Here is a 26914-nt window from a genome sequence, read left to right as displayed (position 1 = left end):
CACAGGACGAAGATAATAATCATACAATTAAGTATACTTTATAATTCCCTATTTTAAAAATGTTAGTAATATTGCATACAAATGAAAAGTGTGGGACAAAATAAATAGTATGGAGGTGGAGGAGTGGGAGAAACATTAGCAAGAAAAAATATTGATGAAACATGTATTGTATGTGAACAACCGAAGACTTTAGGAATTCATCTTTTTACTTCGTTTATTTGTTCTGATTGTGAAAAGGACATTATCCAAACAGATACAAATAATCCAAAATACAAATACTATATTAATCAACTTAAATCAGTGATTAAACCTGAAATATACTCATGACCAAGCATATTAGCCGATGCTTGGTTATTTTATTTCAGTATTTAAGAAACATTTTTACATCAATATAGTACAATAAAGGAAGTTATATGAGTGAGGTTAATTTAATGAATCAAAACCGTATACCAATATATGAAGCATTAGAAAAATTTTTAAAGAATGACCCAATATCTTTTCATGTCCCGGGACATAAAAATGGCATGTTACTTAAGAATGAGTACCCCGAACTATCTAGATTCTTGGCCTATGATGTTACAGAGTTATCAGGTTTAGATGATTTACATTCTCCCGAAGGACCAATTTTAGAAGCCCAAAAGCTTTTATCCGATTATTATGGTACGAGAAGGAGTTATTTTTTAGTAAACGGAAGCACCGTTGGAAATCTGATTATGATATTATCTGCATTTAATGTTGGTGATAAAGTTTTAGTGCAAAGGAATTGCCATAAATCTATTATGAATGCACTAGCTTTAGCGAAAGTATATCCAATTTTTATTGATCCAATGATAGGTGAGTATACTTTTGTACCAGAGGGTGTTGATCAATCAATTATAAAAAATGCCTTTGAACAATATACGGATGTGAAAGGTTTAGTTTTAACTTATCCTAATTACTATGGAATGGCATCAAATTTGGAGGATATTGTAAATACTGTTCGTCAACATAAGGGTGTAATTTTAGTAGATGAAGCACATGGACCACATTTTCATCTAGGTGAGCCTTTTCCTAAGTCGGCAATTGATTTAGGCGCGGATATGGTTGTTCACTCTGCACATAAAATGCTTCCTGCTATGACCATGGGCTCCTATTTACATATTAATAGTAATGCCATTTCTATAAGTAAGGTAGAGTATTATTATTCAGTGTTACAATCAAGTAGTCCGTCATATCCAATTATGGCAACGTTAGATATTGCGCGCCATTTTATTGCCAACTTCAATGAAGAAGATATAAATTATACTCTTAGTCAAAGAAATTCCTTTGTCACCTCTTTATGTAAATTGGAAGGGGTAGAAGTGGTAAATAGGAATATGAAACAAGATCCGCTAAAATTAATTGTTAGGTACAAAGGCTATTCGGGATATATGCTTCAACGAATGTTGGAAGAAGAAAACATTTATATAGAGATGGCTGACCCTTATCAAGTAGTATTTATTCTTCCGCTACTTAAAACGAATATGGCGTATTCGTATAATGAAGCACTTGTTAAAATTAAAAATGTATTTGAAAAATATAAACCAAAACCAAATGAGATACAAGGATTAATCGTAGAATCGGATGATAAAATAGGTAGTTTGGCGCTATCTTATGAAGAAATGGCAGATCAACCTATAGAGTGGGTTCCTTTTGAGAACGCTGAGAATCGAATAGCGGCTATAATGATTACTCCATATCCGCCAGGAATTCCAATCATATTACCTGGGGAGGTAATTACCGGAAAGAGGATTGAGCTGATTAAGGAATATATAGAGGCACATGCAAAGTTTCAAGGGGAAACCAGCCGATTATTAAGTGGAGAAATTGCAGTTTACATAAAGAAGTGAATTAAATAACATTCAGATGTTGTATACTATACGACAGATAGTACGTGAATGGAATTGCCGGAGGTTATTATGAGTGGATTATTTATTACTATAGAAGGTCCAGAAGGGGCTGGAAAGACAACCGTTTTGAATAAATTAGGTAATGAATTAGAACAGCGAGGATTAAATATTGTTATGACTCGTGAACCTGGTGGAATACGAATCGCTGAGCAAATACGTAAAGTGATTTTAGATAAAAGTAATACCGAGATGGATGCCCGGACAGAGGCTTTATTGTATGCAGCGGCACGAAGACAACATTTAATTGAAAAAGTCATACCTGCGTTAAATCAAGGAGCAATTGTGCTTTGTGATCGATTTATTGATAGTTCATTAGCATATCAAGGTGTAGGAAGAGAGCTTGGAATTGAAGAAGTATTTTCTATTAATAAGTTTGCTATCCAAGATGTTATGCCGGATTTAACCATATATTTCGATATAGATGTTGAGCTAGGACTTAAACGAATTGAAGAAAATAAGGGGAGAGAAGTAAATCGCCTAGATTTAGAAAAAATGGACTTTCATATGAATGTTCGTAATGGGTTTAGAAAATTACTAGATTTATTTCCTCATCGAATTTATGAGGTTGATGCGAGTAAACCTTTAGAAAGTGTTTATCAAGAAGTAAAAAGTAAAGTAGAACAATTAATTTATAAATAAAAAGGCGATGGTTTAAATTACTTACCTTGAGGGAAAAATTCTTTCAAGGTTTTCTTTTTAAAGGATTATTTACAGTTGATTGCAAATACATATATAGAAATAAATGATATAATAAAACAAACACTAATTAACTTACTCATTTGGGAGGGGAGTTTTATGAAATTAATTCTTGCTGTTGTACAGGATCAAGATAGTGCTCGTTTAATGAATGCTATGGTAGACCATAATTTTAGAGTAACAAAGCTTGCAAGTACTGGTGGTTTTCTAAAATCTGGTAACACGACTATAATGATTGGTACAGAGGATATCCGGGTTGAAAAAGCATTGCAGGTTATTCGCGACAATTGCAAATCTCGAGAACAATTAATGGCACCTGTATCACCAATGGGAGGAAATGCAGATTCATATATCCCGTATCCGGTAGAAGTTGAAGTTGGTGGTGCAACTGTGTTTGTACTTCCAGTTGAACGTTTCGAACAATTTTAGTCCATGGTTATGTAATAAAAAAAGAGAAATCGTCTCTTGATATTTTAGATAAAGTCGGGGAAATCAAAGGACTAATATTAAATATATACACGTAAGAGAGTGATGGAATTTGTTTTCGACTTGGGATGAGCTTGAGAAGGTTCAACCATTAGCGGCTAAAACGCTCAAAAATAGTTTACTAAAAAATCGGGTGGCACATGCATATTTATTTGAAGGTGAATCCGGGTTAGGAAAAAAGGAAGTAAGTTTATTATTTGCTAAAAGTTTATTTTGTCTTGAAATAATTGATGGAACGAATCCTTGCGAACAATGTAGCAACTGCAGACGAATAAACAGTCTTTCACACCCGGACGTTCACTTTCTTGAGCCTGATGGACAATCGATAAAAAAAGAACAAATTAAAGCATTGCAACAAGAATTTAGTAAATCTGGGGTTGAATCAAAGAAAAAACTATATACGATCGTTCATGCGAATAAAATGACAGTCAATGCTGCTAATAGTTTATTGAAATTTTTAGAAGAACCTAATGCTCAAACGACAGCTATATTAATAACTGAACAAATACAACAAATTATTCCCACTATTCTTTCAAGATGCCAGGTTGTTTCTTTTAAACCGTATTCATTTAATGAATTACAAGAAAAACTGATCTTAGATGGTATTTCCCCTACTCAAGCACCATTATTAGCCAATCTCACCAATGATCCTCTAGAAGCAAATAGGCTAAATAATGATGATTGGTTTGCACAAGCTCGAAAAATAGTGTTAAAATTATATGAGGTTCTAGGTAAAGGCTCCTTATTTGCAATGGTTGAATTACAAGAGGACTGGTATAATCATTTTAAGGAAAAAAATCAGCTAGATCTTGGCTTAGACTTATTGTTGTTTATTTATAAAGATCTACTTTCGATACAGATAGGGAAAAACATTCAATTAATATATCCGGAGCGGAAAGCCCAGTTTGAAAGGGATGTGATTCACCTTTCTCCGGTGATCCTTGCGAACAAAATGGCTGCTATTTTAGAGGCAAAACGCAAATTACACGGAAATATGAATCCGCAGTTATTAATGGAACAGCTTGTCTTAAAATTGCAGGGGGGATCTACCTTTGTTTAATGTAGTAGGAGTTAGATTTAAAAAAGCCGGAAAGGTATATTACTTTGATCCCGGAGATCTCTCAATTCAAAAAAATGACTCTGTTATAGTTGAAACAGTAAGAGGTGTAGAATTCGGAAAAGTAGTTACAAATCGTAAAACTGTTGAAGAGAATGATGTAGTTCTACCTTTAAAAAAAGTCATTCGGATTGCTGATCAAAAGGATCATTTAATTGTTGATGAAAATAAAGATGCAGCAAATGAAGCGTACCGGGTTTGCTGTGAAAAAATTATTGAACATCAACTTGATATGAAATTAGTCGATGTAGAGTATACATTTGATCGTAATAAAGTTATTTTTTATTTTACAGCAGATGGCCGTGTGGATTTCCGCGAGCTTGTAAAAGACTTAGCATCAATTTTTCGTACGAGAATTGAATTGCGTCAAATTGGTGTAAGGGACGAGGCCAAAATGCTAGGTGGAATAGGACCTTGTGGACGTATGTTATGTTGTTCCACTTTTTTAGGTGATTTTGAGCCAGTATCTATTAAAATGGCAAAGGATCAAAATCTTTCGTTAAACCCAACTAAAATATCCGGTCTCTGTGGCAGACTTATGTGTTGCTTGAAGTATGAAAATGATGAATATGAATCTGCAAAGGAGATTCTACCTGATGTAGGGGAAACAGTTGAAACTCCTTTAGGATTAGGAAAAGTGGTTGGACTAAATATTTTAGAACGGATTTTGCAGGTTCAATTAGATGAGCGGGTTCTAGAATTTACAATGGATGAATTACTTAGTAAAGATACCGTATCGATCCAAGCCACTGAGTAGAGGTGTCGTTTATGGATAAAAAAGAGTTCTTCGATTCAGTCAGTAATATGGAAGTTCAAATTGGGAACTTATATCAGCAGTTAGGTGAATTGAAGAAAAATTTAGCGGAAATGATTGAAGAAAACAATTCACTAAAAATAGAAAATGAGCATTTGCGTCGCCGACTGGATAATGGAGAATATGCCATAAATCAAGAAGGCACCTCGCAACAAGGTGATGGAAAAGGACATTTAGCTATTTCCAATCATAAAGAACTTGATATTGGTGAAGGTTATGATAACTTAGCTAGACTATATCAAGAAGGATTCCATATTTGCAATGTTCACTTTGGTAGCCCGAGAAAAGATGAGGATTGTTTGTTTTGTCTATCATTTTTAAATAAAAAGTAATGTATCGAATGAAGATCGCAAATTATTTAGGAAAATATATGCTTACAAGATAATGAAAGTTAAATGAGTAGCCTTCCTTAATAATGGGAAGGCTTCTTTAATGTCTATTTAATGTCATGGAGGAAAGAATAATGGTTATGCTTAAAGATGATGAGCGACTTGATTATTTACTTGCGGAAAATCTAAGAATTATTCAAAGTCCTTCCGTGTTCTCTTTTTCATTAGATGCGGTCCTATTGGCAAATTTCGCTTACTTACCAATTCAAAAGGGAAATATTATAGACTTATGCTCGGGGAATGGGGTCATTCCGTTGTTAATTAGCAATCGGACAAAGGCGTCTATTAAAGGGATAGAAATTCAAGAGCGACTTTATGATATGGCAATACGCAGCATTGAATTTAATCAGTTAGGTGAGCAAATACAAATGATTCATGGTGATATTAAACAGATGCCCGAAAAGTTCGGACAAGCAAAATTTGATGTTGTAACATGTAATCCTCCCTATTTTTCAACGCCGCCAAAAGGTGAAAAAAACAGTAATGAACATTTAGCAATTGCTAGACATGAGATTTTATGCACACTAGAGGACGCTATTATCGTAAGCAGCAAATTATTACGACAAGGTGGAAAGGCTGCATTTGTCCATAGGCCCGGCAGATTATTAGACATTCTCACACTTATGAGAAAACACCGCATAGAGCCGAAACGTCTAAGATTCGTATATCCAAAACAAGGGAAGGAAGCTAATACAATACTCGTTGAAGGAATTAAAGACGGAAATATCGATTTAAAGGTTTTACCTCCATTGTATATTTATAACGAGGATAATCAATATACAAATGAGGTAAAGGAAATACTATTTGGGAAGGAGGAAGAAAATGCAAATTCAAAAAAGCTTCCATGATGAAACGAATAAAGGGATTTTGTATTTAGTGCCCACTCCAATTGGAAATCTAGAAGATATGACATTTCGAGCTATTCGCATATTAAAGGAAGCTCATATTATCGCTGCAGAAGATACAAGAAATACTAAGAAGTTATGCAACTACTTTGAAATTGAAACCCCTATTTTAAGTTATCACGAACATAATAAGGAAACGAGTTCGAAACAAATATTGTCACGTCTACTTTTAGGGGAAAAGGTTGCTCTTGTGAGTGATGCAGGGATGCCGTCTATATCTGATCCCGGCTATGAATTAGTTGTCGCTTCGTTGGAGGAAGAGATTACTGTAGTTCCTTTGCCCGGGGCAAATGCCGCACTAACAGCATTAATTGCCTCCGGAATAAACCCACAACCTTTTTATTTTTATGGATTTTTATCAAGAAATAAAAAAGTGAGAAGAGCTGAATTAGAAATATTGAACCAACAAACTTCGACATTTATTTTATATGAAGCCCCCCATCGATTAAAGGAAACGTTAAAAGCAATGTCCGCTGTTCTTGGTAATCGGAATATCGTTCTTTGCCGTGAATTAACGAAAAAGTTTGAGGAGTTTTTGCGTGGTACAATTGAAGAGGTCATTGAATGGTATGAGAGTAATGAAGTAAGGGGAGAATTTTGTATCATTGTTGAAGGGGGATCAACACCAATTGAAGAATCAGAATCATTGTGGTGGGAAACGTTAAATATCGTTGATCATGTAGAGCATTACATAACTCAAAGGAGTTTTACCTCTAAAGAAGCAATAAAGCAGGTAGCGAAAGACCGGGATATACCAAAAAGGGAAGTATATCAAAAATACCACCGTGAGGAAGTTAAATAGGTATATAATAAAACAGGCATTCTATCTTGGTAGAATGCCTGTTTTATTATTATTTGTTGAATGCATTTTGAATTTCTTTAACTAGTTGTTCAGCACCTTCACGGCTAAGAACGAGTTTTCCACCAGCAAATTGAACATTATCATCAGAAACGTCACCGGTAATATGACATGTCATGCTAGGTTTATATTTTTTCAAGATAATTTTTTCATCATCAACATAAATTTCTAACGCGTCTTTCTCTGCAATTCCGAGAGTACGTCGTAATTCAATAGGAATAACAACACGACCTAATTCATCAACTTTACGAACAATACCAGTAGATTTCATTTTATTTCTCCTCTCATTTTTCAAAGTATCTGTCGTCATTTTTCGACATATTTTTTATCGCTGAATCTATCATACCAACGATTCCCAAAATCGTCAATAATTATTTTTAATTAAAAATAAATTTGTAAAACTTGTAAAATCGTTGATATATATAGTTTTAGAGCAATATTTATATAAAATCTTAATAGTTTTTAAGTAAAAAAAATCAATAAATTTACAAATTTAAAACTAATATATAGATAATTCGACAATAGTTTACATTTTCCTTCGTTTGGAACAGGCAATAAGATGAATAGGTAGAAAAGTTGCAGAAAAGCGAAAATTTATGTATATTTTGAAGGTATAAGAGGTAATGATGTGTTAATAGAGGAAATGAATAGGATTTGCCCAAATTGGCATTAATACACTCTCGTTCATTGGGTGAGAGTATTTTTATTTTTTTAAAGGTGGGGACAAAAATAATGGAAAAGGCAAAAACATTTTATATTACAACACCGATCTATTATCCAAGCGGAAATTTACATATAGGGCATGCATATACGACTGTTGCAGGAGATGCAATGGCTCGTTATAAAAGGCTACGTGGTTACGATGTAATGTATTTAACTGGTACGGATGAACATGGGCAAAAAATTCAACGCAAAGCTGAAGAAGGCGGTGTAACTCCTCAAGGCTATGTAGACAATATTGTGGCTGGAATTCAAGAATTATGGAAAAAATTGGATGTTTCATATGATGATTTTATTCGTACAACGGAAGATCGCCACAAGATAATAGTAGAAAAGATATTCCACCAACTAATGGAGCAAGGCGATATTTATCTAGATCAATATGAAGGACTTTATTGTACTCCATGTGAATCATTTTTTACTGAACGCCAATTAGTGAATGGGAATTGTCCGGATTGTGGAAGACCCGTTGAAAAGGTAAAAGAAGAGTCTTATTTTTTCAAAATGAGTAAATATGTCGATAGACTTTTAAAATACTATGAAGAAAATCCTGAATTTATCCAGCCAGAGTCAAGGAAAAATGAAATGATTAACAACTTTATTAAACCTGGGCTAGAGGATTTAGCAGTTTCCAGAACAACATTTGATTGGGGAGTAAAAGTACCAGGGAACCCAAAACATGTCATCTATGTATGGATTGATGCATTATCCAATTATATAACTGCCTTAGGTTATGGTTCTGAGGATGATTCAAAGTTTCAAAAATACTGGCCAGCGGACGTACATTTAGTTGGGAAAGAAATTGTTCGTTTCCATACGATCTATTGGCCGATTATGCTTATGGCATTAGATTTGCCGCTTCCTAAAAAGGTATTCGCACATGGTTGGCTATTAATGAAAGATGGAAAAATGTCAAAATCAAAGGGAAATGTAGTAGATCCTGTTACGCTAATCGACCGTTATGGTTTAGATGCATTACGGTATTATTTACTTCGTGAGGTACCTTTTGGCTCGGATGGAGTGTTTACACCTGAAGGGTTTGTGGAAAGAATTAATTTCGATTTAGCAAATGATTTAGGAAATTTACTAAACCGCACAGTTGCGATGATCAATAAGTATTTTGATGGCATCATTCCAACATATCAAGGATCGATAACTGCATTCGATGAATCATTGCTAAACGTAAACAAGGAAACGGTTATAAAATATGAAGAAGCGATGGAGAAAATGGAATTTTCAGTTGCATTGGCTTCTGTTTGGGAATTAGTTAGCCGTACAAATAAATATATAGATGAAACACAACCATGGGTGTTGGCGAAGGATGATGAGAAACGAAATGAATTAGCAAGTGTGATGGTTCATTTAGCTGAGTCACTACGTCGAGTTGCAATATTGCTGCAACCGTTCTTAACGCAAACGCCAATGAATATTTTCAAACAGTTAAATATAACTAACAAAGATAATACAAATTGGGAAAGTCTTATAGATTTTGGATTGTTGCCACAAGGTATAAAGGTTGTGACAAAAGGCGAACCGATTTTTCCACGCCTTGATTTAGAAGAAGAGATTAATTACATTAAGGAAAAAATGGCAGGCGAACCGACTAAAAAAGAAGAAAAGAAACCTGAACCTGATAAAAGTGATATTTCAAAAGCAGAAATTTCAATTGATGATTTCATGAAAGTGGAACTTAGAGTGGCAGAGGTTATTCACGCTGAGCCGGTAAAAAAAGCGGATAAACTGTTAAAACTGCAATTAGATTTAGGATATGAAAAGAGACAAGTAGTTTCTGGTATAGCTCAATATTATAAACCAGAGGACTTAGTAGGGCGTAAGGTAATATGTGTTACTAATTTGAAGCCTGTGAAATTAAGAGGAGAAGTATCTCAAGGAATGATTTTAGCAGGATCAAACGATGGCGTTCTTTCAATTGCAAGTGTTGACCAAACCCTTCCTAATGGATCAATTGTAAAGTAAATGTAATATAAAAACGGAAAGTTTTCCATCAATTTTATTGGAAATAACATAGTGATGTTTCACGTGGAACATTTTTCGACGGAATCCTCTATGTTATTTTCTTTTTTTCATTATATTTGAATAAAGTAAATCCACTTATAATTAATTGATTAATCAGGAATCATAAGCTCAATTTTATTATTCCAAATTTGGTCGATGGCAAGGATATGTCGAAGAATGTATAGATATGTTAGACTATGAAATATCCTTGTTTTACCAATTTGGAGAGAAAATTTCCCTAATGAAATGTAATGTAAATGTTAAAGGAATGCAAAGCTTGTGTAGAGTTTTTAGTATAAAATGAAAATGGAAAAGAGGAAAGATAATGTTATTCGATACACATGTTCATCTTAATGATTCACAGTATGCTGAAGATCTTGAAGTAGTGATTCAAAATGCAAAAGAAGCGGGCGTATCCAATATGGTTGTCGTTGGTTTCGATCGACCAACAATCACGAAAGCAATGGAGCTTGTTGAAACGTATGAATTTCTTTATGCAAGTGTTGGATGGCATCCTGTAGATGCGATTGATATGACTGAACAAGATTTAGCATGGATTGAACAGCTAGCAAAACATCCTAAAGTAGTTGCGTTAGGTGAAATGGGTTTGGACTATCATTGGGATAAGTCTCCAAAGGACATTCAAAAAGATGTGTTTCGGAAACAAATACGATTAGCAAAAAAGGTGAAATTACCAATTATTATTCATAATCGTGAAGCAACACAGGACATCGTAGACATTTTGAAAGAAGAGGATGCAAAAGAAGTTGGCGGTATTATGCATTGCTTTAGCGGAAGTACCGAAGTGGCTAAAGAATGCATCGATATGAACTTTTTCATCTCTTTAGGAGGCCCAGTGACCTTTAAAAATGCAAAAAAGCCAAAAGAAGTAGCATCTGAGATTCCATTAAGTCACCTATTGATAGAAACCGATTGTCCGTATTTAGCACCACACCCTTACAGAGGAAAAAGAAATGAGCCAGCATATGTAAAGCTTGTAGCTGAGCAAATTGCTATGATTAAGGGGATACCATTAGAGGAAGTGGCAGAAATAACGAATAGGAATGCAAAAAGATTATTCGGAATCGATTGTTAGAGGATAATGTCGAATATATCAGCACTTTGTCCACTAACTTTCCAAAAAAATTAAAGGTTCTACATGTCTCACTTACCTCATAGGATAACCTTGTCGATATGTCACCCGATTATTTTCTCGGAAATGTAAAAAATAGGAATAACGGTTTTTAAAAACAAGAGGGTTGACAGTCGGCAAGATCGTCTATATAATCTCACGAAGAGAAGGAGGCGTTTCATTTTCATGAATTTTAAGCATGTGAAAAGCCTGTTTTCCAAAACAGCGAGTAGTAAAAGACTTACTATTGTGGTTACCAGTTCCCTCGTTTTCGTAGCGACATTAGGGTTAATTACCTATGAAACTACTAAAAAAACAGTCGCTATGACTCTTGATGGGAAGGAAAAGATTATAAGGACACACTCAGAAACAGTAGGTAATATTCTGGAGGAGTTGGATATTGAATTACACTCAAAAGATTATTTGTCCTTACCAGTGGAGACGGCGGTAAAGGATAAGCTATCCTTTGTATGGGAACCAGCGAAGCAAGTACATCTATCAATTGATGGAAAGCAGCGAAGTGTTTGGACGACAGAAGATACAGTAAAGGACTTACTTAAAGATGAAAATATTGAGATTGGAAGTCACGACCAGATAAGACCAAAACTAGATGAGAACATCTCTGAAAATATGAAAATAGATATTTCAAAAGCATTTTCACTTACACTTAATGATGGTGGGAAGAAAAAAAAGGTTTGGTCAACTTCGACTACTGTCGCTGACTTTTTAAAGCAACAGGGAATTAAACTTGAAGACTTAGATCGTACGAAACCGGATCTAGATAAAAAAGTTAGTCCAGAAGATATAATCAAAGTGATCAGAGTTAAAAAAGTCAGCGATGTGGTGGAAGAACCAGTTGAATATGCTGTGCAAACAAGAAAAGATGCAGACCTTCTTAAAGGTCAGGAAAAGATTATACAGCACGGTCAAAATGGATTGGTTAGAAAAGAATATGAAGTAACAAAGGAAAATGGGAAAGAAGTTAGCCGCAAATTAATAAACGAAAAAACGCTAAAAGAAAGTAAAGAAAAAATTGTTAATGTCGGAACAAAAGTTGTAACAGCTCAGGTTTCTCGTGGTGAAAGTGAAGCTGGCGGTACTGAATATTATGTATCATCAACGGCCTATACTGCTAATTGCAATGGATGTTCAGGTCAAACGGCAACGGGAATAAATCTGCATTCAAATCCCAATTTAAAAATTATCGCCGTGGATCCTAATTTCATACCCCTTGGAACAAAGGTATATGTTGAAGGATACGGTTATGCCGTTGCAGCAGATACAGGTGGCGCGATAAAGGGCAGAAAAATTGATGTATTTTTTAATAATAATTCCCAAGCATATAGATGGGGAAGAAAACAAGTTAAGATTCGAATTCTAAATTAATGGCTGATGCAGAGGATATCCCTCTGCTTTTCTTTTTTTTATTAATACAATTATAATATAAGTAGTTTATAATATTAGACGAAATTTGTTACAAAAATGTTTCAATTATTTTGGAGGAAAAATGAAAATAAAAGAAATTATTGTAGTCGAAGGAAGAGATGATACAACAGCTATTAAAAGAGCTGTTGATGCAGATACAATCGAAACGAACGGTTCGGCAGTTTCGAAAATGACAATTGAAAAGGTCAAACTGGCACAAGAAAAAAGGGGGGTAATCATTTTTACGGACCCAGACTATCCCGGAGAACGAATACGGAGAATTGTGTCAGAACAAGTTCCCGGCTGTAAGCACGCCTTTATTAAAAAGAAGGATGCAAAACCAACTTCCGGAAAGGGGATCGGGGTGGAGCATGCAAGCCCCGAGGTTATACGGGAAGCTTTAAAAGAGGCACATACAATGGAAGAGGAAATTATCGAAGTAATCACCCAGGAAGACTTAATTCTTGCGGGATTAATTGGTGGGAGTAAAGCGAAACACAGAAGAGAAAGACTGGGTGAATTATTAAAAATAGGATATACAAACGGAAAACAGCTACATAAACGACTAATGATGTTTCAAATTAGTAAGGAAGCGTTTATTAAGGCTTTTGAAAAGGTTTTACAGGAGGAAGAAAATGCATAAAGACATCGCTACACCAGTACGAACGAAAGAAATTTTACAGAAGTACGGATTTGCCTTTAAGAAAAGCCTAGGTCAAAATTTTTTAATTGATCCCAATATATTAAAAAATATTACAGAGCATGCAGGATTATCAAAGGATTCTGGTGCAATTGAAATCGGGCCTGGGATAGGAGCATTAACTGAGCATCTTGCAAGGACAAGTAAAAAAGTAGTGGCGTTTGAAATAGATCAGCGGTTACTTCCAATTTTAGAAGATACTTTATCACCTTATAATAATGTTAAAATCATTCATCAGGATGTTTTAAAAGCGGACATTCATCAAATTGTTGAAGAAGAATTTAAAGACGTTAATGATTTAATGGTAGTAGCCAATTTACCATATTATGTGACAACGCCAATTATTATTAGACTGTTATCTGAGCATTTGCCGCTAAGGGGAATAGTTGTTATGCTCCAAAAGGAGGTAGCCGATCGTATAAGTGCCAAGCCAGGTACGAAAGAATACGGTTCTTTATCAATTGCGATTCAGTACTACACAAAAGCGGAGACCGTCATGGTCGTTCCGAAAACCGTGTTTATGCCACAACCTAATGTGGATTCAGCGGTGATCCGATTGACATTGCACGATAAACCAATTGTCGAGGTAGATAATGAGGAATTCTTTTTTCAAGTCACACGTGCATCTTTTGCACAAAGACGAAAAACAATCTTAAACAATCTTACAAGTCAACTTCCGAATGGGAAAGAGCTGAAAATGGAGATTTTAAAGGCATTAGACATAGCGAATATTGATCCAACAAGAAGGGGAGAAACGCTTTCCATTGAGGAATTTGCTCTTCTCTCTAATCAACTTTTTTCTATCTACAAATAATTCATTTATTAAAAGGGCTACCATATAGATTTGGTTTGCCCTTTTTTGCACAACTTCCTTTTTTTCGCATAGCCTAGTGTTAGAAGTTAAGATTATTTGCTTTTCAATGGAGTTGACACCTCATGGGCGTGGCTATTAATTCAATTGTGGGACGGAAATCATATCACTGTGACCTCTTATTTAGAGTCATTGATATAAAAGAAAATAACGGTGTAAAGACGGCAATTCTTTATGGAGAGGATTATCGGTTAATTGCGGATGCGCCATTTGCGGATCTTGTCACGGTAGATTCGGAGGAACGTTCAAAAATCTCAAGGGAATTTCGATCGTTAGAAGCACAATCACTTGAATTATTCCAACAAGATATTGATCTATTGCGGCAAAAGCGTGAATATGAAGCAACAAATGGCTACAGTCAAGACTTTAATTATTTCCATATTCCTGGTCGTGTTCTTCATCTTGATGGGGATCCTTCCTATTTAAAAAAGTGTATCGATTTATATGAAAAGATCGGGGTAAAAGTATACGGTGTACACTGCTATGAGAAAGATATGCCTCAGCAGATCGGTCCGTTAATTGATAAATTCCGGCCGGACATATTAGTCATTACCGGTCATGATTCATATTCTAAGTCAAAAGGTAAAAAGACAGATATTAATGCATATAGACATTCGAAGTATTTTGTAAGAACCGTAATTGAGGCAAGAAAAAAGGTTCCACATTTAGATCAATTAATTATCTTCGCAGGAGCTTGTCAATCACATTTTGAATCTCTAATTCATGCAGGAGCGAATTTTGCTAGTTCCCCATTAAGGGTTAATATTCACGCGCTTGATCCAGTCTATATTGTTGCCAAAATTAGCTTCACATCTTTTATGGACCAAGTTAATGTATGGGATGTATTACGTAATACATTAACTGGTGAAAAGGGTTTAGGAGGAATTGAAACAAAGGGCGTACTTCGAACAGGTGCACCTTATAAACCAATAGTTGAGGACTAAATGAAAAGATCTCTATTATGTTTTTCATTAGAGATCTTTTCTATTACTCCTTTAAAACGGTATATATTAATTTCTTACATATAATTTATTTTATTGGGAAAAGTAATTTGTGAAAAGATCGTTGTAAAAAAAACTGTTATTTTGATGAATGAAAAGTGTTGACAGTACAATCGTTTCATTGATAAAATATTTATTTTATATTTGACCTTTTTCAAATAAAGTGTTATACTATTACATAGTGAGGTGGAGCGAAATGCCAAAAACATTAACTGACATTAAAAGATCGCTTGATTCCAATTTAGGAAAACGATTAATGTTAAAAGCTAATGGTGGACGAAGAAAAACGATTGAACGTTCGGGTGTTTTGGCAGAAACTTATCCATCAGTTTTTGTCATCGAATTAGATCAAGAGGAAAACTCGTTTGAACGTGTTTCCTACAGCTATGCAGATGTGCTTACTGAAACGGTCCAACTAACCTTCTATGATGAAGCAACAGGAAATATAGCATTAGGGCAGCAGTAAACATTATGTTTACTGCTTTTTGTTTTGCGCTTTAATATTTTAGTTACTTATAAATACAATAGGTACGAACATACTATATATGCGGCGTGTTAAAGGAGGATATTCACTATGGGCAGAACAAGAGGAATAATGTCTGATCGGTTCAAAGAAGAACTAGCAAAAGATTTAGGTTTCTATGATGTCGTTAAACAAGAAGGCTGGGGCGGCATAAAGGCTAGAGATGCAGGAAACATGGTTAAACGTGCCGTTGAAATCGCTCAACAACAACTTGCTAACAAGAAGAATTCCTAAAAAGGCTACTCGAGCTCGAGGAGAATAATAACTTACATGCCGTAAGACCGAGTGAATTCCTCGGTCTTTTTTTCTATATAATATATGCAAATAATAAGTACTTCCAAAGAATGCTTGAAAATGGTAAAATACAATACTTGTGAAGAGGTTATATGGCAATTATTGTTTGTGGTAAAATAGTACAAACTTATAAATACATAAATGAAAATTAATGTTGAATTAGAGTGGGTGGGTATATTGACAATTTTTATAAAAGCACCGGCTAAAATAAATTTAACTTTGGATGTTCTAAACAAACGGAATGATGGCTATCATGAGGTTGAAATGATTATGACTACGATTGATCTATCGGACCGAATCGGATTATCCGAAATTAATGAAAATGAAATTCGGATTATTTCGCAGAATCGATTTGTTCCCGATGATCAACGTAATTTAGCCTATCAAGCAGCAAGAGTCCTAAAGGAAAAGTTTAATGTTAAACAAGGTGTGAGTATTACCATTGATAAAGCAATTCCTGTAGCCGCAGGTTTAGCGGGTGGCAGTAGTGATGCAGCTGCAACCTTAAGAGGTTTAAACAAACTATGGAATTTAGGTCTTTCTTTAGACCAACTTGCTGAAATTGGAGCAGAAATTGGTTCAGATGTTTCCTTTTGTGTATATGGTGGAACAGCAATGGCGAAAGGGCGAGGGGAGAAAATCACTTATTTGCCAGCTCCGCCTAATTGTTGGGTAATATTGGCGAAGCCTTCAATTGGTGTTTCGACCGCTGATGTCTATCGTAATTTAGATCTATCTAAAGTCAATCACCCCGATTCCAATGCGATGATTGCAGCACTTCAAAACGGAAGCTATTCATCGGTCTGTAGCTGTATTGGCAATGTGTTAGAAAGTGTAACTTTATCAATGCATCCAGAAGTTCAACACATTAAAGAGCAAATGGAACGATTTGGTGCGGATGCCGTATTAATGAGTGGAAGTGGACCAACCGTATTCGGACTTGTCCAATACGACTCTAGATTGCAAAGAATTTATAATGGACTAAGGGGATTTTGTGACCAAGTGTATGCAGTCCGGATGCTTGGAGAGAGAGTTTCAGACTAATAAAGATAAATGGTAACTGTTCCATAGACAAAAGCCGTACATTAATGTAATATTATTTTTAAATATTCGGGTTTTAGGAGGTGTGACATTGAAGTTTCGTCGTAGTGAACGGTTAATAGACATGACGCATTATTTACTTGAACGCCCAAAAGAGTTAGTGTCATTAACCTTCTTTTCAGAAAAGTATGAATCAGCTAAGTCCTCAATTAGTGAAGATTTGGCAATTATTAAAGATACCTTTGAAAAGCAAGGTATAGGCTCGCTTCAAACAATTCCCGGAGCTTCCGGGGGAGTAAAATATATACCACGTACGAATAAAGAGGATGCTAAAAAGTTCATTAATGAATTATGTCGGTTAATTGCAGATTCCGATCGATTGTTACCCGGTGGGTATTTATATTTAACGGATCTTCTTGGAAATCCACAAATAGTAAGTAAAGTGGGCAAATTGCTTGCATCATCATTTGCGGATACTGATATTGATGTCATAATGACAGTTGCTACTAAAGGGATTTCTATTGCACATGCAACAGCCGCCTATTTGAATGTACCGGTTGTCATTGTTCGAAGAGACAGTAAAGTAACTGAGGGATCGACTGTTAGTATTAATTATGTTTCAGGTTCATCAAAAAGAATTCAAACAATGGTGCTTTCAAAACGAAGCTTAAATGAAGGTGCAAAAGTCCTTATCGTCGATGACTTTATGAAAGCAGGCGGAACGGTAAAGGGAATGGTTAATCTTTTAGATGAATTCAATGCATCACTAGCAGGAATCGCGGTATTATTGGAGTCTGAAGAGGCAGAAGAAAGATTAGTGGATGACTATGTTTCATTGGTGAAATTAATGGATGTCAATGTAAAAGAAAAGAAGATTAAAGTAATTGAAGGTAATTATTTTACGAACAAATAAGGGGGATTTTTTTATGAAAAAAGTATCAACAGTTGATGCGCCGGCAGCTATCGGTCCATATTCACAAGGAATGATCGTGAATAATATTTTTTATAGTTCCGGGCAAATTCCACTTACACCAGACGGATCTCTTGTAACAGGAGATATTAGGGAGCAGACACATCAAGTATTTAAAAATTTAGATGCCGTTTTAAAAGCAGCGGGTGCTTCATTTGATACAGTGGTTAAAGCAACGGTATTTATAAAAAATATGGATGAATTTGCAATAATTAATGAAATTTATGGAGAATATTTTTCTACACATAAGCCTGCGAGATCTTGTGTAGAAGTTTCAAGACTTCCAAAAGATGTATCGATAGAAATAGAGGTCATTGCTTTAATTAAATAGAATTTCTAATCGGCTTTTTAGAAAATAGCCGATTTTTTTATACCGGAATTGTTTAAAATAGGTATATTTGGTCAACAATTAGTTAATATGCAGTAATTTAAATGAAAAAATATAAGAGCCCTATAAATTTTTTAAAAAATTTTACAATTTAAGAAGGAATATATCAAAATCTGTTGAATACTTTAACTAGATTCAATCTATGTGAAAAGGTGGTGAGTAGGATGGAAGTGACAGATGTAAGATTACGCCGTGTTAATACAGAAGGGCGAATGCGTGCGATTGCTTCTATTACACTAGATAATGAATTTGTTGTCCATGATATACGTGTAATTGATGGGAATAATGGATTATTTGTGGCAATGCCGAGTAAACGTACTCCGGATGGAGAGTTTAGGGATATCGCTCATCCAATCAATTCTAATACTAGAAGCAAGATTCAAGAGTCAGTATTAGCGGAGTATCATCGTTTGGGAGAGTTAGAAGAAGTTGAGTTTGAAGAAGCTGGCGCTTCCTAACAGATAAAGCACCAAGAGCCTACTCCAAAAAGTAAGGCTCTTTTTTTATGCTGATCTGGGAAAGATAAAACCGTAATGTTCAGTTTTCCATCATACATAGAAATCCTCTGTCCTCCATTTTTGAATTCTAATCCATATATTTCTTAAAATAAGGTTTTTACAATTGACAATTCTTTGTATATCTCGATGTTGTCTTGAAATTAAGTTTGAATTGCGATATATTTTTTTATGGATAAAAAGGTTTATTGGGGGACCAAATATGACAAATCGATTTGCTGTTATTTTAGCAGCTGGCCAAGGAACACGGATGAAATCGAAACTTTATAAAGTATTGCATCCTGTTTGTGGAAAGCCCATGGTAGAACATGTTGTTGATCAAATCGGTAAATTGGAAATCAATAAAATGGTAACGATCGTTGGCCATGGTGCAGAATTGGTGAAGGAAAAACTAGAAGGAAAAACAGCTTTTGCGCTTCAAGAAAAACAATTGGGAACTGCCCATGCTGTTATGCAAGCGGATGAAATTTTAGCTGATAAAGATGGAATTACTTTAGTAGTTTGTGGTGATACCCCTCTCATACAAGCAGAGACAATGGAAGCATTGATGAGGCATCATGAGGAACAAAAGGCTAAAGCGACTATATTAACAGCATATACAGAAAAACCCGAAGGCTATGGAAGAATTATTCGAAATGAACAAGGCTTCGTAGAAAGAATTGTTGAGCATAAAGATGCAACGGAAGATGAACGTAAAGTAAGAGAAATCAATACCGGTGTTTTTTGCTTTGATAACAAAGCTTTATTTCAAGCACTTAGCAAAGTTTCTAACGATAATGTACAAGGTGAATACTACTTGCCTGATGTAATCGAAATTTTGAAAAACGAAGGTGAAGTTGTTTCAGCTTATCAAACAGAAAATATGGACGAAACATTAGGTGTCAATGATCGAATCGCTCTTTCAAATGCGGAAAGGATTATGAAAAAGCGGATTAATGAGTATCATATGAGAAATGGTGTGTCGATTATAGATCCGGAGCAAACGTATATTGAAGTAGATATTATCATTGGATCAGATACAGTTATCTATCCGGGTGTACAATTATCAGGACAAACGATCATTGGTGAAGATTGTATTATTGGTCCAAATTCCGAAATTAAAGATTGTACAATCAATAACGGGACTGTTATTCAGCAATCAGTAGCTCATAATAGTGCGATTGGTGCAAATGTAAAGATTGGTCCATTTGCTCATATCCGTCCAGACTCTAATATATCCGACGACGTTAAAATAGGAAATTTTGTTGAAATTAAAAAAGCGAAGTTTGGAAAAGGAAGTAAAGCATCGCATTTAAGTTATATAGGGGATGCAGAAGTTGGGTCTGATGTAAATATTGGCTGTGGCTCAATTACTGTAAACTACGATGGAAAAAATAAATATTTAACAAAAATTGAAGATGGTGTGTTTGTTGGTTGCAATTCCAACTTAGTTGCCCCTGTTACGGTTGGAAAAAATGCTTATATTGCAGCGGGATCAACTATTACAAAAGATGTACCTGGCGACGCATTATCCATTGCACGTGCAAGACAAGTGAATAAAGAGAATTATGTAAATAAATTAAAACACAATCAATAATTGGAGGTCCATCATGTCTAACCAGTATCTTGATCCTAACTTGAAAATCTTTAGTTTAAATTCAAATCATAAATTAGCAGAAGAGATTGCAAAAGTAGTTGGAGTAGAACTTGGTAAATGCTCTGTCACTCGATTTAGTGATGGAGAAATACAAATTAATATTGAAGAAAGTATTCGTGGGTGCGATGTATATGTTGTGCAACCAACTAGTGCCCCAGTGAATGAAAGCTTGATGGAACTTCTAATCATGATTGATGCGCTTAAACGTGCATCAGCGAAAACAATTAATATCGTTATGCCTTATTATGGATATGCTCGCCAAGACCGTAAAGCAAGAGCTAGGGAACCGATTACGGCTAAACTCGTAGCAAATCTTATTGAAACTGCAGGGGCAACAAGAGTGATCGCATTAGATTTACATGCTCCGCAAATTCAAGGATTTTTTGACATTCCAAATGATCACTTAATGGGTGTACCTATCTTAGCTGATTACTTTAAAAAGAAAAAGTTCACCGATGATATTGTCATTGTTTCTCCGGATCATGGCGGAGTTACTCGTGCCCGTAAAATGGCCGATCGTCTAAAGGCACCAATTGCAATTATTGATAAACGTCGACCAAGACCAAATGTTGCCGAAGTAATGAATATCGTCGGTAATATTGAAGGGAAAATTGCCATTTTAATTGATGATATTATTGATACAGCGGGTACGATCACATTAGCTGCTAATGCATTAGTAGAAAATGGTGCGAAAGAAGTGTATGCATGCTGTACTCACCCTGTTCTATCAGGACCAGCTATTGAACGTATAAATAATTCAAAAATTAAAGAATTAGTCGTAACTAATTCAATTGCATTATCAGAAGAAAAGAAATCAGATAAAATTGTTGAACTATCAATCGCTGCATTATTAGGAGAAGCAATTATTCGTGTACATGAAGAATTATCTGTAAGTACATTATTTGATTAATAGTTAAAGAATTGCGAGACTGGCATTTTGCTGGTCTTTTTTTGTTTTATGAGCAAAGGCTTATCGTCTAATTCCCTAATTTATGTTTAGACCCTTCTTTATTTGGGAAAAGATATGTAAGAGGGTTACATATTCAAGGAGGTTGTTAATAATGGCGGCAGTACTTGACGCAATTAAACGTAATAAAAAACAAAGATCTGAATTAAAAAACCTACGAGATATGGGAAATATCCCAGCAGTTATTTATGGGTATAATGTCGAAAATACACCGATTTATGTAAGCGGAGCAGATTTTATAAAAGTCATTCGTGATGCGGGAAGAAATGGAGTTATTTCTCTTAATATTAACGGGAATAAAAGAAACGTTATTTTAAACGATTATCAAGAGGATTGTATTAAAAAGGATATTATTCATATAGACTTTTTAGCAGTAGATATGAAGGCTGAAATTGAAGCAAACGTTAGGGTGGAATTAGTTGGAGATAGCGCTGGGGTAAGGGATGGAGGAGTCCTGCAGCAATCAGTTCATGAGTTGACTGTAATTGCTAAACCAGATGAATTGCCTGATGCAATTCAAGTAGATGTTACGAATCTTCAAGTTGGAGAAACAATAACGGTTTCGGATATTAAAGGTAATTACCCATACCAAATTACACAAGAAGATGAATTAACGATTGCTTCAGTTTTGGCTCCTCGTCAAGAAGAGGAGATTAGTACTGGAGAAGAACAAGAACCAGGAACTCCTGACAACTTAGAAGGCAGAGAAACAACAGAGTAACCTAATGAGTAAACATTTTTATCCTTAATGAAAAATAATAGCGGGCGTAACCGGGCGGGGTTACGCCTTTTTAAATATTTTACTTTTATCTTCTTCATATACATAATAAAAGGATAAGGATTAATAAGTAACATTGATAATATGTATATATGATATAGTAAAATAGAGGTGTGATGAATGAAATTAATTGTTGGTTTAGGAAACCCCGGTCCTCAGTATGACCGAACAAGGCATAATATTGGTTTTGAAGTAATTGATGAATTGGCGAAACGTTTCCATACCCCATTAAATCAGACAAAGTTTAAAGGTTTATATGCGTTGGTAAATAATTATGGGGAAAAATTCATTTTATTAAAGCCACTTACATATATGAATTTATCCGGTGAAAGCATACGTCCGCTTATGGACTATTATAATATTTCTATAGAAGATCTTGTCGTCATTTTTGATGACATGGATTTACCGGTAGGTAAAATACGCTTACGTCAAAAAGGAAGTGCGGGTGGACATAATGGAATTAAATCCACGATTGCCCATTTAGGAACACAGAATTTTAATCGAATTCGAATTGGAATCAATCGTCCCGAAAATGGAATGTCCGTCCCTGATTATGTGTTAGGGAAGTTTAGGAAGGATGAATGGGAGGTAGTACAAACTACCATCCAAAAAAGTGCGGATGCATGTGAAGAATGGCTAAAGAAACCTTTTCTTGAGGTAATGAATAATTATAATTAAGCTTGGCGTGAATAACTCCCTAATAACAGGTTAATACTAAATAAAAAGTACTGTTGATAGGGGGCCTCAATATGGCGATTCATTATTTTTGCCGTCATTGTGGTACAAATATAGGAAGTATTGACCATCAATCACTTCATTCAAAACACATTGGAATTGATATGTTAACAAATGAAGAGAGACAGGAAATGGTTTCATATGAATCAGATGGGAATATTCATATCCATTCCATATGTGAGGACTGCCAAGAGGCATTTGAAAGAAGTCCAAACTTACATGAATATGATTATTTGATTCATTAACCGCTTTGGGGAAAAGCTCCAAAGCATTTTTCTGTTTGGATTATTAAAGATAAAATAAATTCTATTTTGGAGGGAGGGGCTATTAGTTTGAAAGATTTACAAAAGATTATTTTACAGCAAGATGAAATGGACTCAGTAATCTCAGGTATTGAGGCAGGTTTGAAGGAACAACTTATTGCCGGTCTATCAGGCTCATCAAGGGCATTGTTTATTGCGTCTATTTATCAAAAAGTAGATCAGCAATTAATCATTGTTACTCATAATTTACTTCAAGCTCAAAAATTATATGAAGATTTGCAAAGCTTTATTGATGAAAATATGCTTTATTTATATCCTGCAAATGAATTGATTGCAGCTGAAATTGGAATTGCCAGTCCAGAGTTAAAAGGACAAAGGATTGAAGCCCTAAACTTTATGACTTCTAAGGCAAAAGGGATTGTCATTGTTCCTATGGCAGGATTGCGGAGGATTCTCCCATCCCCAACAATTTGGAAAAAATATCAACTGTCATTCAAAATTGGGCAGGATATTGATTTAGAAAATATATTAAACAATTTAATTATTATGGGTTATCAAAGAAATGAGATGGTGAGCGCTCCGGGAGAATTCAGTCTTCGGGGAGGAATACTTGATCTTTACCCATTAACAGAAGCAAACCCAGTTCGTATAGAACTTTTTGATACTGAAATTGATTCTATTCGTTTATTTTCACTTGAAAATCAAAAATCCCTTACAAAAGTAGAGGAGATTATTATTGGGCCTGCTACGGAATCGCCAATCGATCCTGAAAAGTTACTAGTAGTGGCAGATAAGTTAGAAAAGAATTTAGCGAATACTTTAAAAAAGGTTAAAAAGGATTCAGCAAAAGAACTGTTAGTTCAAAATATTGGCTATGATATCGAAATGCTTCGCAATAAACAAAAACCGGAACAATTTTTTAAATATACATCATTAGCCTATGAAACTCCTACTAGTTTACTAGATTATGCTTCCGGTGATGGTATATTAGTTTTTGATGAATATAGTCGGATCCAAGAAATAAATGATCGGTTATTGAATGAAGAAGCAGAGTGGTTTACTTCAATGCTGGAAGATGGGCAAATTGTGCATGATATTGAGGTGTCACATAGTTTATCAAAACTATTAGTTCAAACCACTCTTTCTCGTATTTACTTGTCATTATTTTTACGCCATATTCCTAACACGAGCCCACAAAATATTCTTAATATTACTTGTAGACCTATGCAAAATTTCCACGGACAAATGCACGTATTAAAGTCTGAAATTGACCGTTGGAAAAAAGGCCATTACACAGTTATTTTTCTTGGAAGTGATAAAAACCGTGTAAATAAGTTACATAGTGTCTTAGAGGATTATGAAATCGAAGCTGCAGTTATCGAAGATAGAGGTAAGGTTTTGCAAAATCATATACAAGTGATTGAAGGAACTTTAAATACTGGTTTTGAACTATCCATGATGAAATTGGCAGTCATTACAGAAGAAGAACTTTTTAACAAAAGTAAGAAAAAGACAAAAAACAGACAAAGATTGTCTAACGCGGAAAAAATTAAAAGCTATTCAGAGCTCAAAGTAGGCGACTATGTTGTTCATGTGAATCATGGGATAGGAAAATATTTAGGAATAGAAACGTTAGTCATTAACGGTATTCATAAAGATTATCTACATTTAAGATATCAAGGGAATGATAAACTCTATGTACCTGTTGAACAAATAGAATTGGTTCAAAAATATGTAGGTTCTGAAGGAAAAGAACCAAAGATTTATAAATTAGGTGGTAGTGACTGGAAGCGTGTGAAGAAAAAAGTTCAATCATCTGTACAGGATATCGCGGATGATTTAATTAAGCTCTACGCAGAAAGGGAAGCCGCAAAAGGGTACGCTTTTTCACCTGATGGGGATTTACAAAGAGAATTTGAAACATCTTTCCCATATCAACCGACAGAGGACCAACTTCGTTCTGTGCAAGAAATTAAGCATGACATGGAGAGGGAACGGCCAATGGATCGTTTATTATGCGGTGATGTTGGTTATGGAAAAACGGAAGTAGCAATTCGCGCCGCATTTAAAGCGATTATGGATGGTAAGCAAGTAGCTTTTTTAGTGCCAACTACAATATTAGCACAGCAACATTTTGAAACAATTAAAGAGCGTTTTCAAGACTATCCAATTAACATTGGCCTATTGAGTCGCTTTCGAACGAAAAAACAGCAGACAGAAACATTAAAAGGGTTAAAAAATGGTACGGTAGATATTGTTGTCGGGACACATCGACTTCTTTCAAAGGATGTTCAGTACCATGATTTAGGTTTATTAATTATTGACGAAGAACAACGTTTTGGCGTGACACATAAGGAAAAAATCAAGCAATTGAAAACAAATGTTGATGTATTAACATTAACAGCAACACCAATACCAAGAACGCTTCATATGTCTATGCTGGGGGTTCGGGATTTATCTGTGATTGAAACACCACCGGAAAACCGTTTTCCGGTTCAAACATATGTGATGGAGTATAATGGTCACTTCGTTCGCGAAGCTATCGAACGTGAATTATCCAGAAACGGACAAGTATATTTTCTATATAATAGAGTAGAAGATATTGCAAGAAAAGTGGAAGAAATATCGGCATTAGTCCCCGATGCACGGGTAACGTTTGCTCATGGTCAAATGACAGAAGGAGAATTGGAGTCAGTTATATTAAGCTTCTTAGAGGGCGAATACGATGTATTAGTAACGACAACAATTATTGAAACAGGTGTGGATATCCCTAATGTAAACACGTTAATTGTGTATGATGCGGATCGGATGGGCTTATCCCAATTGTATCAATTACGTGGCCGTGTTGGTCGTTCAAATCGGGTTGCATATGCTTATTTTACGTATCGAAAAGATAAAGTTCTAACCGAAGTATCTGAGAAGAGATTGCAAGCGATTAAAGAATTTACTGAACTAGGTTCCGGTTTTAAAATTGCCATGCGAGATTTATCGATACGTGGTGCCGGAAATATTCTTGGTGCCCAGCAACATGGATTTATTGATTCCGTAGGATTTGATCTTTATTCTCAAATGTTAAAAGAGGCAATTGAGGAACGGAAAGGGCAAGGACAAACGACCAAACCTTCATTTGAAGTGGAATTAGAAATAGATGCCTATATACCGGATACGTATATTGCCGATGGTCATCAAAAAATTGAGATGTATAAAAGGTTTAGAGGAATCACTACTCTAGAAGAAGTTGAAGAGTTAAAGGAAGAGATGATTGATAGATTTGGTGATTATCCATTACAGGTTGCACTTTTGTTTATGGTAGCTGAAATAAAGGTTTATGGATCAAGTGCAATGCTGGAGTCAATCAAACAAGTGAAACAACAAATCACCATTCTTATGTCAGAACAGGGAACAAAAAATGTGGATGGTCCGAAACTAGTTGAGGCTTTAAATAAATATGGACGATCTGTAGGTTTTGGAATGGATGGTAATAAACTAAAAATAACTTTAGCCATAAAGGGTCAAGAGCAAGAGAAATGGGTTTCTCTCGCATACCAAATTATAAAAGAGATAAAAGATGCAGTAAAAGAAGAGGAGCATGTCAGCTAATGATATGCTCTTTTTCATATTAATGTTTTTTATCTAAAAAATAGGGAAAAGAAGATTAAGGATTTATTTTTTTCAAAAAGAAGCAGAAAATATAAGTCATATGTATAGAACTTTTTAGATGTAAGATACTAATGTCAACAAAGGG

At 35.0% G+C, this 26914-nt stretch carries 29 protein-coding genes; 28 read left to right on the top strand and 1 reads right to left on the bottom strand.

Going from position 1 to position 26914, the window contains the following annotated elements:
* Positions 1-123: 123 nt before the first annotated feature.
* From MKY81_RS04530 to rsmI, 10 genes are all read left to right on the top strand, one after another.
* Positions 124-327: a sigma factor G inhibitor Gin gene (locus MKY81_RS04530; protein ID WP_108071130.1), complete on the top strand. Its 204-nt coding sequence runs from the start codon at positions 124-126 to the stop codon at positions 325-327.
* A 104-nt stretch (positions 328-431) separates the two neighbouring features.
* Positions 432-1868, top strand: coding sequence for an aminotransferase class I/II-fold pyridoxal phosphate-dependent enzyme (locus MKY81_RS04525; RefSeq protein ID WP_341116897.1), 1437 nt, complete (start codon positions 432-434; stop codon positions 1866-1868).
* Positions 1869-1937: 69 nt separating this feature from the next.
* Positions 1938-2567, top strand: coding sequence for a dTMP kinase (gene tmk, locus MKY81_RS04520; RefSeq protein WP_066232997.1), 630 nt, complete (start codon positions 1938-1940; stop codon positions 2565-2567).
* Between the two features lie 156 nt (positions 2568-2723).
* The gene (locus MKY81_RS04515) at positions 2724-3053 is read left to right on the top strand and encodes a cyclic-di-AMP receptor (protein WP_066232993.1); all 330 of its coding nucleotides are present in this window, start codon (positions 2724-2726) and stop codon (positions 3051-3053) included.
* The gene (locus MKY81_RS04510; RefSeq protein ID WP_107920409.1) at positions 3047-3148 is read left to right on the top strand and encodes a DUF327 family protein; all 102 of its coding nucleotides are present in this window, start codon (positions 3047-3049) and stop codon (positions 3146-3148) included. The genes MKY81_RS04515 and MKY81_RS04510 overlap by 7 nt, the downstream gene beginning before the upstream one ends.
* A 14-nt stretch (positions 3149-3162) precedes the next feature.
* Positions 3163-4170, top strand: a complete 1008-nt coding sequence (gene holB, locus MKY81_RS04505; RefSeq protein WP_066232988.1) for a DNA polymerase III subunit delta' — start codon at positions 3163-3165, stop codon at positions 4168-4170.
* Entirely contained in the window at positions 4163-4984 is an 822-nt protein-coding gene (locus MKY81_RS04500) for a PSP1 domain-containing protein (RefSeq protein ID WP_066232985.1), read from the top strand. The genes holB and MKY81_RS04500 overlap by 8 nt, the downstream gene beginning before the upstream one ends.
* Positions 4985-4995: 11 nt before the next feature.
* On the top strand, positions 4996-5373 hold the full coding sequence (gene yabA, locus MKY81_RS04495) for a DNA replication initiation control protein YabA (RefSeq protein WP_066232983.1): 378 nt from the start codon (positions 4996-4998) through the stop codon (positions 5371-5373).
* A 131-nt stretch (positions 5374-5504) separates the two neighbouring features.
* Positions 5505-6278, top strand: a complete 774-nt coding sequence (locus MKY81_RS04490) for a tRNA1(Val) (adenine(37)-N6)-methyltransferase (RefSeq protein ID WP_066232981.1) — start codon at positions 5505-5507, stop codon at positions 6276-6278.
* The gene (rsmI, locus tag MKY81_RS04485; protein WP_341116894.1) at positions 6253-7137 is read left to right on the top strand and encodes a 16S rRNA (cytidine(1402)-2'-O)-methyltransferase; all 885 of its coding nucleotides are present in this window, start codon (positions 6253-6255) and stop codon (positions 7135-7137) included. The genes MKY81_RS04490 and rsmI overlap by 26 nt, the downstream gene beginning before the upstream one ends.
* A 49-nt stretch (positions 7138-7186) precedes the next feature.
* Here the strand turns inward: rsmI and MKY81_RS04480 are convergent, their stop codons facing one another.
* Positions 7187-7465, bottom strand: coding sequence for an AbrB/MazE/SpoVT family DNA-binding domain-containing protein (locus tag MKY81_RS04480; protein WP_066232973.1), 279 nt, complete (start codon positions 7463-7465; stop codon positions 7187-7189).
* A gap of 461 nt (positions 7466-7926) precedes the next feature.
* Between MKY81_RS04480 and metG the strand changes: the two genes are divergently transcribed.
* The 18 genes from metG to mfd all read left to right on the top strand — a co-directional run bounded on the left by metG (position 7927) and on the right by mfd (position 26769).
* Positions 7927-9891, top strand: a complete 1965-nt coding sequence (gene metG / locus MKY81_RS04475) for a methionine--tRNA ligase (protein ID WP_341116892.1) — start codon at positions 7927-7929, stop codon at positions 9889-9891.
* Between the two features lie 364 nt (positions 9892-10255).
* Complete coding sequence (locus MKY81_RS04470) at positions 10256-11026, top strand: TatD family hydrolase (protein ID WP_108071126.1); 771 nt, start codon at positions 10256-10258, stop codon at positions 11024-11026.
* A gap of 222 nt (positions 11027-11248) precedes the next feature.
* Entirely contained in the window at positions 11249-12448 is a 1200-nt protein-coding gene (locus MKY81_RS04465) for a ubiquitin-like domain-containing protein (protein WP_341116891.1), read from the top strand.
* A gap of 121 nt (positions 12449-12569) precedes the next feature.
* Entirely contained in the window at positions 12570-13130 is a 561-nt protein-coding gene (gene rnmV / locus MKY81_RS04460) for a ribonuclease M5 (RefSeq protein WP_108071122.1), read from the top strand.
* Positions 13123-14001 carry a 16S rRNA (adenine(1518)-N(6)/adenine(1519)-N(6))-dimethyltransferase RsmA gene (rsmA, locus tag MKY81_RS04455; protein ID WP_107921323.1) on the top strand — a complete coding sequence of 293 codons (879 nt, stop codon included), beginning with the start codon at positions 13123-13125 and terminating at the stop codon, positions 13999-14001. The genes rnmV and rsmA overlap by 8 nt, the downstream gene beginning before the upstream one ends.
* A 122-nt stretch (positions 14002-14123) precedes the next feature.
* Positions 14124-15002 carry a sporulation peptidase YabG gene (gene yabG / locus MKY81_RS04450; protein WP_107921324.1) on the top strand — a complete coding sequence of 293 codons (879 nt, stop codon included), beginning with the start codon at positions 14124-14126 and terminating at the stop codon, positions 15000-15002.
* Between the two features lie 253 nt (positions 15003-15255).
* Positions 15256-15525, top strand: a complete 270-nt coding sequence (veg, locus tag MKY81_RS04445; RefSeq protein WP_066232951.1) for a biofilm formation stimulator Veg — start codon at positions 15256-15258, stop codon at positions 15523-15525.
* A 108-nt stretch (positions 15526-15633) separates the two neighbouring features.
* A complete protein-coding gene (locus tag MKY81_RS04440) occupies positions 15634-15816 on the top strand; it encodes a small, acid-soluble spore protein, alpha/beta type (protein ID WP_066232948.1) in 183 nt (60 codons plus the stop codon).
* A gap of 237 nt (positions 15817-16053) precedes the next feature.
* A complete protein-coding gene (gene ispE, locus MKY81_RS04435; RefSeq protein WP_107921383.1) occupies positions 16054-16920 on the top strand; it encodes a 4-(cytidine 5'-diphospho)-2-C-methyl-D-erythritol kinase in 867 nt (288 codons plus the stop codon).
* An 88-nt stretch (positions 16921-17008) separates the two neighbouring features.
* Entirely contained in the window at positions 17009-17830 is an 822-nt protein-coding gene (gene purR / locus MKY81_RS04430) for a pur operon repressor (protein ID WP_108071119.1), read from the top strand.
* Positions 17831-17843: 13 nt separating this feature from the next.
* Entirely contained in the window at positions 17844-18218 is a 375-nt protein-coding gene (locus MKY81_RS04425; protein ID WP_066232941.1) for a RidA family protein, read from the top strand.
* 221 nt (positions 18219-18439) lie between these two features.
* Positions 18440-18733: a septation regulator SpoVG gene (spoVG, locus tag MKY81_RS04420; RefSeq protein ID WP_058006092.1), complete on the top strand. Its 294-nt coding sequence runs from the start codon at positions 18440-18442 to the stop codon at positions 18731-18733.
* A 259-nt stretch (positions 18734-18992) separates the two neighbouring features.
* Positions 18993-20366, top strand: a complete 1374-nt coding sequence (gene glmU, locus MKY81_RS04415) for a bifunctional UDP-N-acetylglucosamine diphosphorylase/glucosamine-1-phosphate N-acetyltransferase GlmU (protein WP_341116889.1) — start codon at positions 18993-18995, stop codon at positions 20364-20366.
* A gap of 13 nt (positions 20367-20379) precedes the next feature.
* Complete coding sequence (locus tag MKY81_RS04410; protein WP_107920740.1) at positions 20380-21336, top strand: ribose-phosphate diphosphokinase; 957 nt, start codon at positions 20380-20382, stop codon at positions 21334-21336.
* Between the two features lie 151 nt (positions 21337-21487).
* The gene (locus tag MKY81_RS04405; RefSeq protein WP_107920741.1) at positions 21488-22114 is read left to right on the top strand and encodes a 50S ribosomal protein L25/general stress protein Ctc; all 627 of its coding nucleotides are present in this window, start codon (positions 21488-21490) and stop codon (positions 22112-22114) included.
* Positions 22115-22291: 177 nt separating this feature from the next.
* Positions 22292-22849, top strand: coding sequence for an aminoacyl-tRNA hydrolase (gene pth, locus MKY81_RS04400; protein WP_108071117.1), 558 nt, complete (start codon positions 22292-22294; stop codon positions 22847-22849).
* 71 nt (positions 22850-22920) lie between these two features.
* Positions 22921-23151, top strand: a complete 231-nt coding sequence (locus tag MKY81_RS04395; RefSeq protein WP_108071115.1) for an anti-sigma-F factor Fin family protein — start codon at positions 22921-22923, stop codon at positions 23149-23151.
* A gap of 87 nt (positions 23152-23238) precedes the next feature.
* Positions 23239-26769, top strand: a complete 3531-nt coding sequence (gene mfd, locus MKY81_RS04390) for a transcription-repair coupling factor (RefSeq protein WP_341116887.1) — start codon at positions 23239-23241, stop codon at positions 26767-26769.
* Positions 26770-26914 lie beyond the last annotated feature (145 nt).

Origin of the sequence: Heyndrickxia sp. FSL W8-0423, assembly GCF_038009395.1 — a bacterium.
GTDB classification, from domain to species: Bacteria; Bacillota; Bacilli; order Bacillales; family Bacillaceae_C; genus Heyndrickxia; species Heyndrickxia sporothermodurans.
The sequence above is the reverse complement of the archived record's forward strand: the minus strand, read 5'-3'. Positions and strand labels throughout refer to the sequence as shown.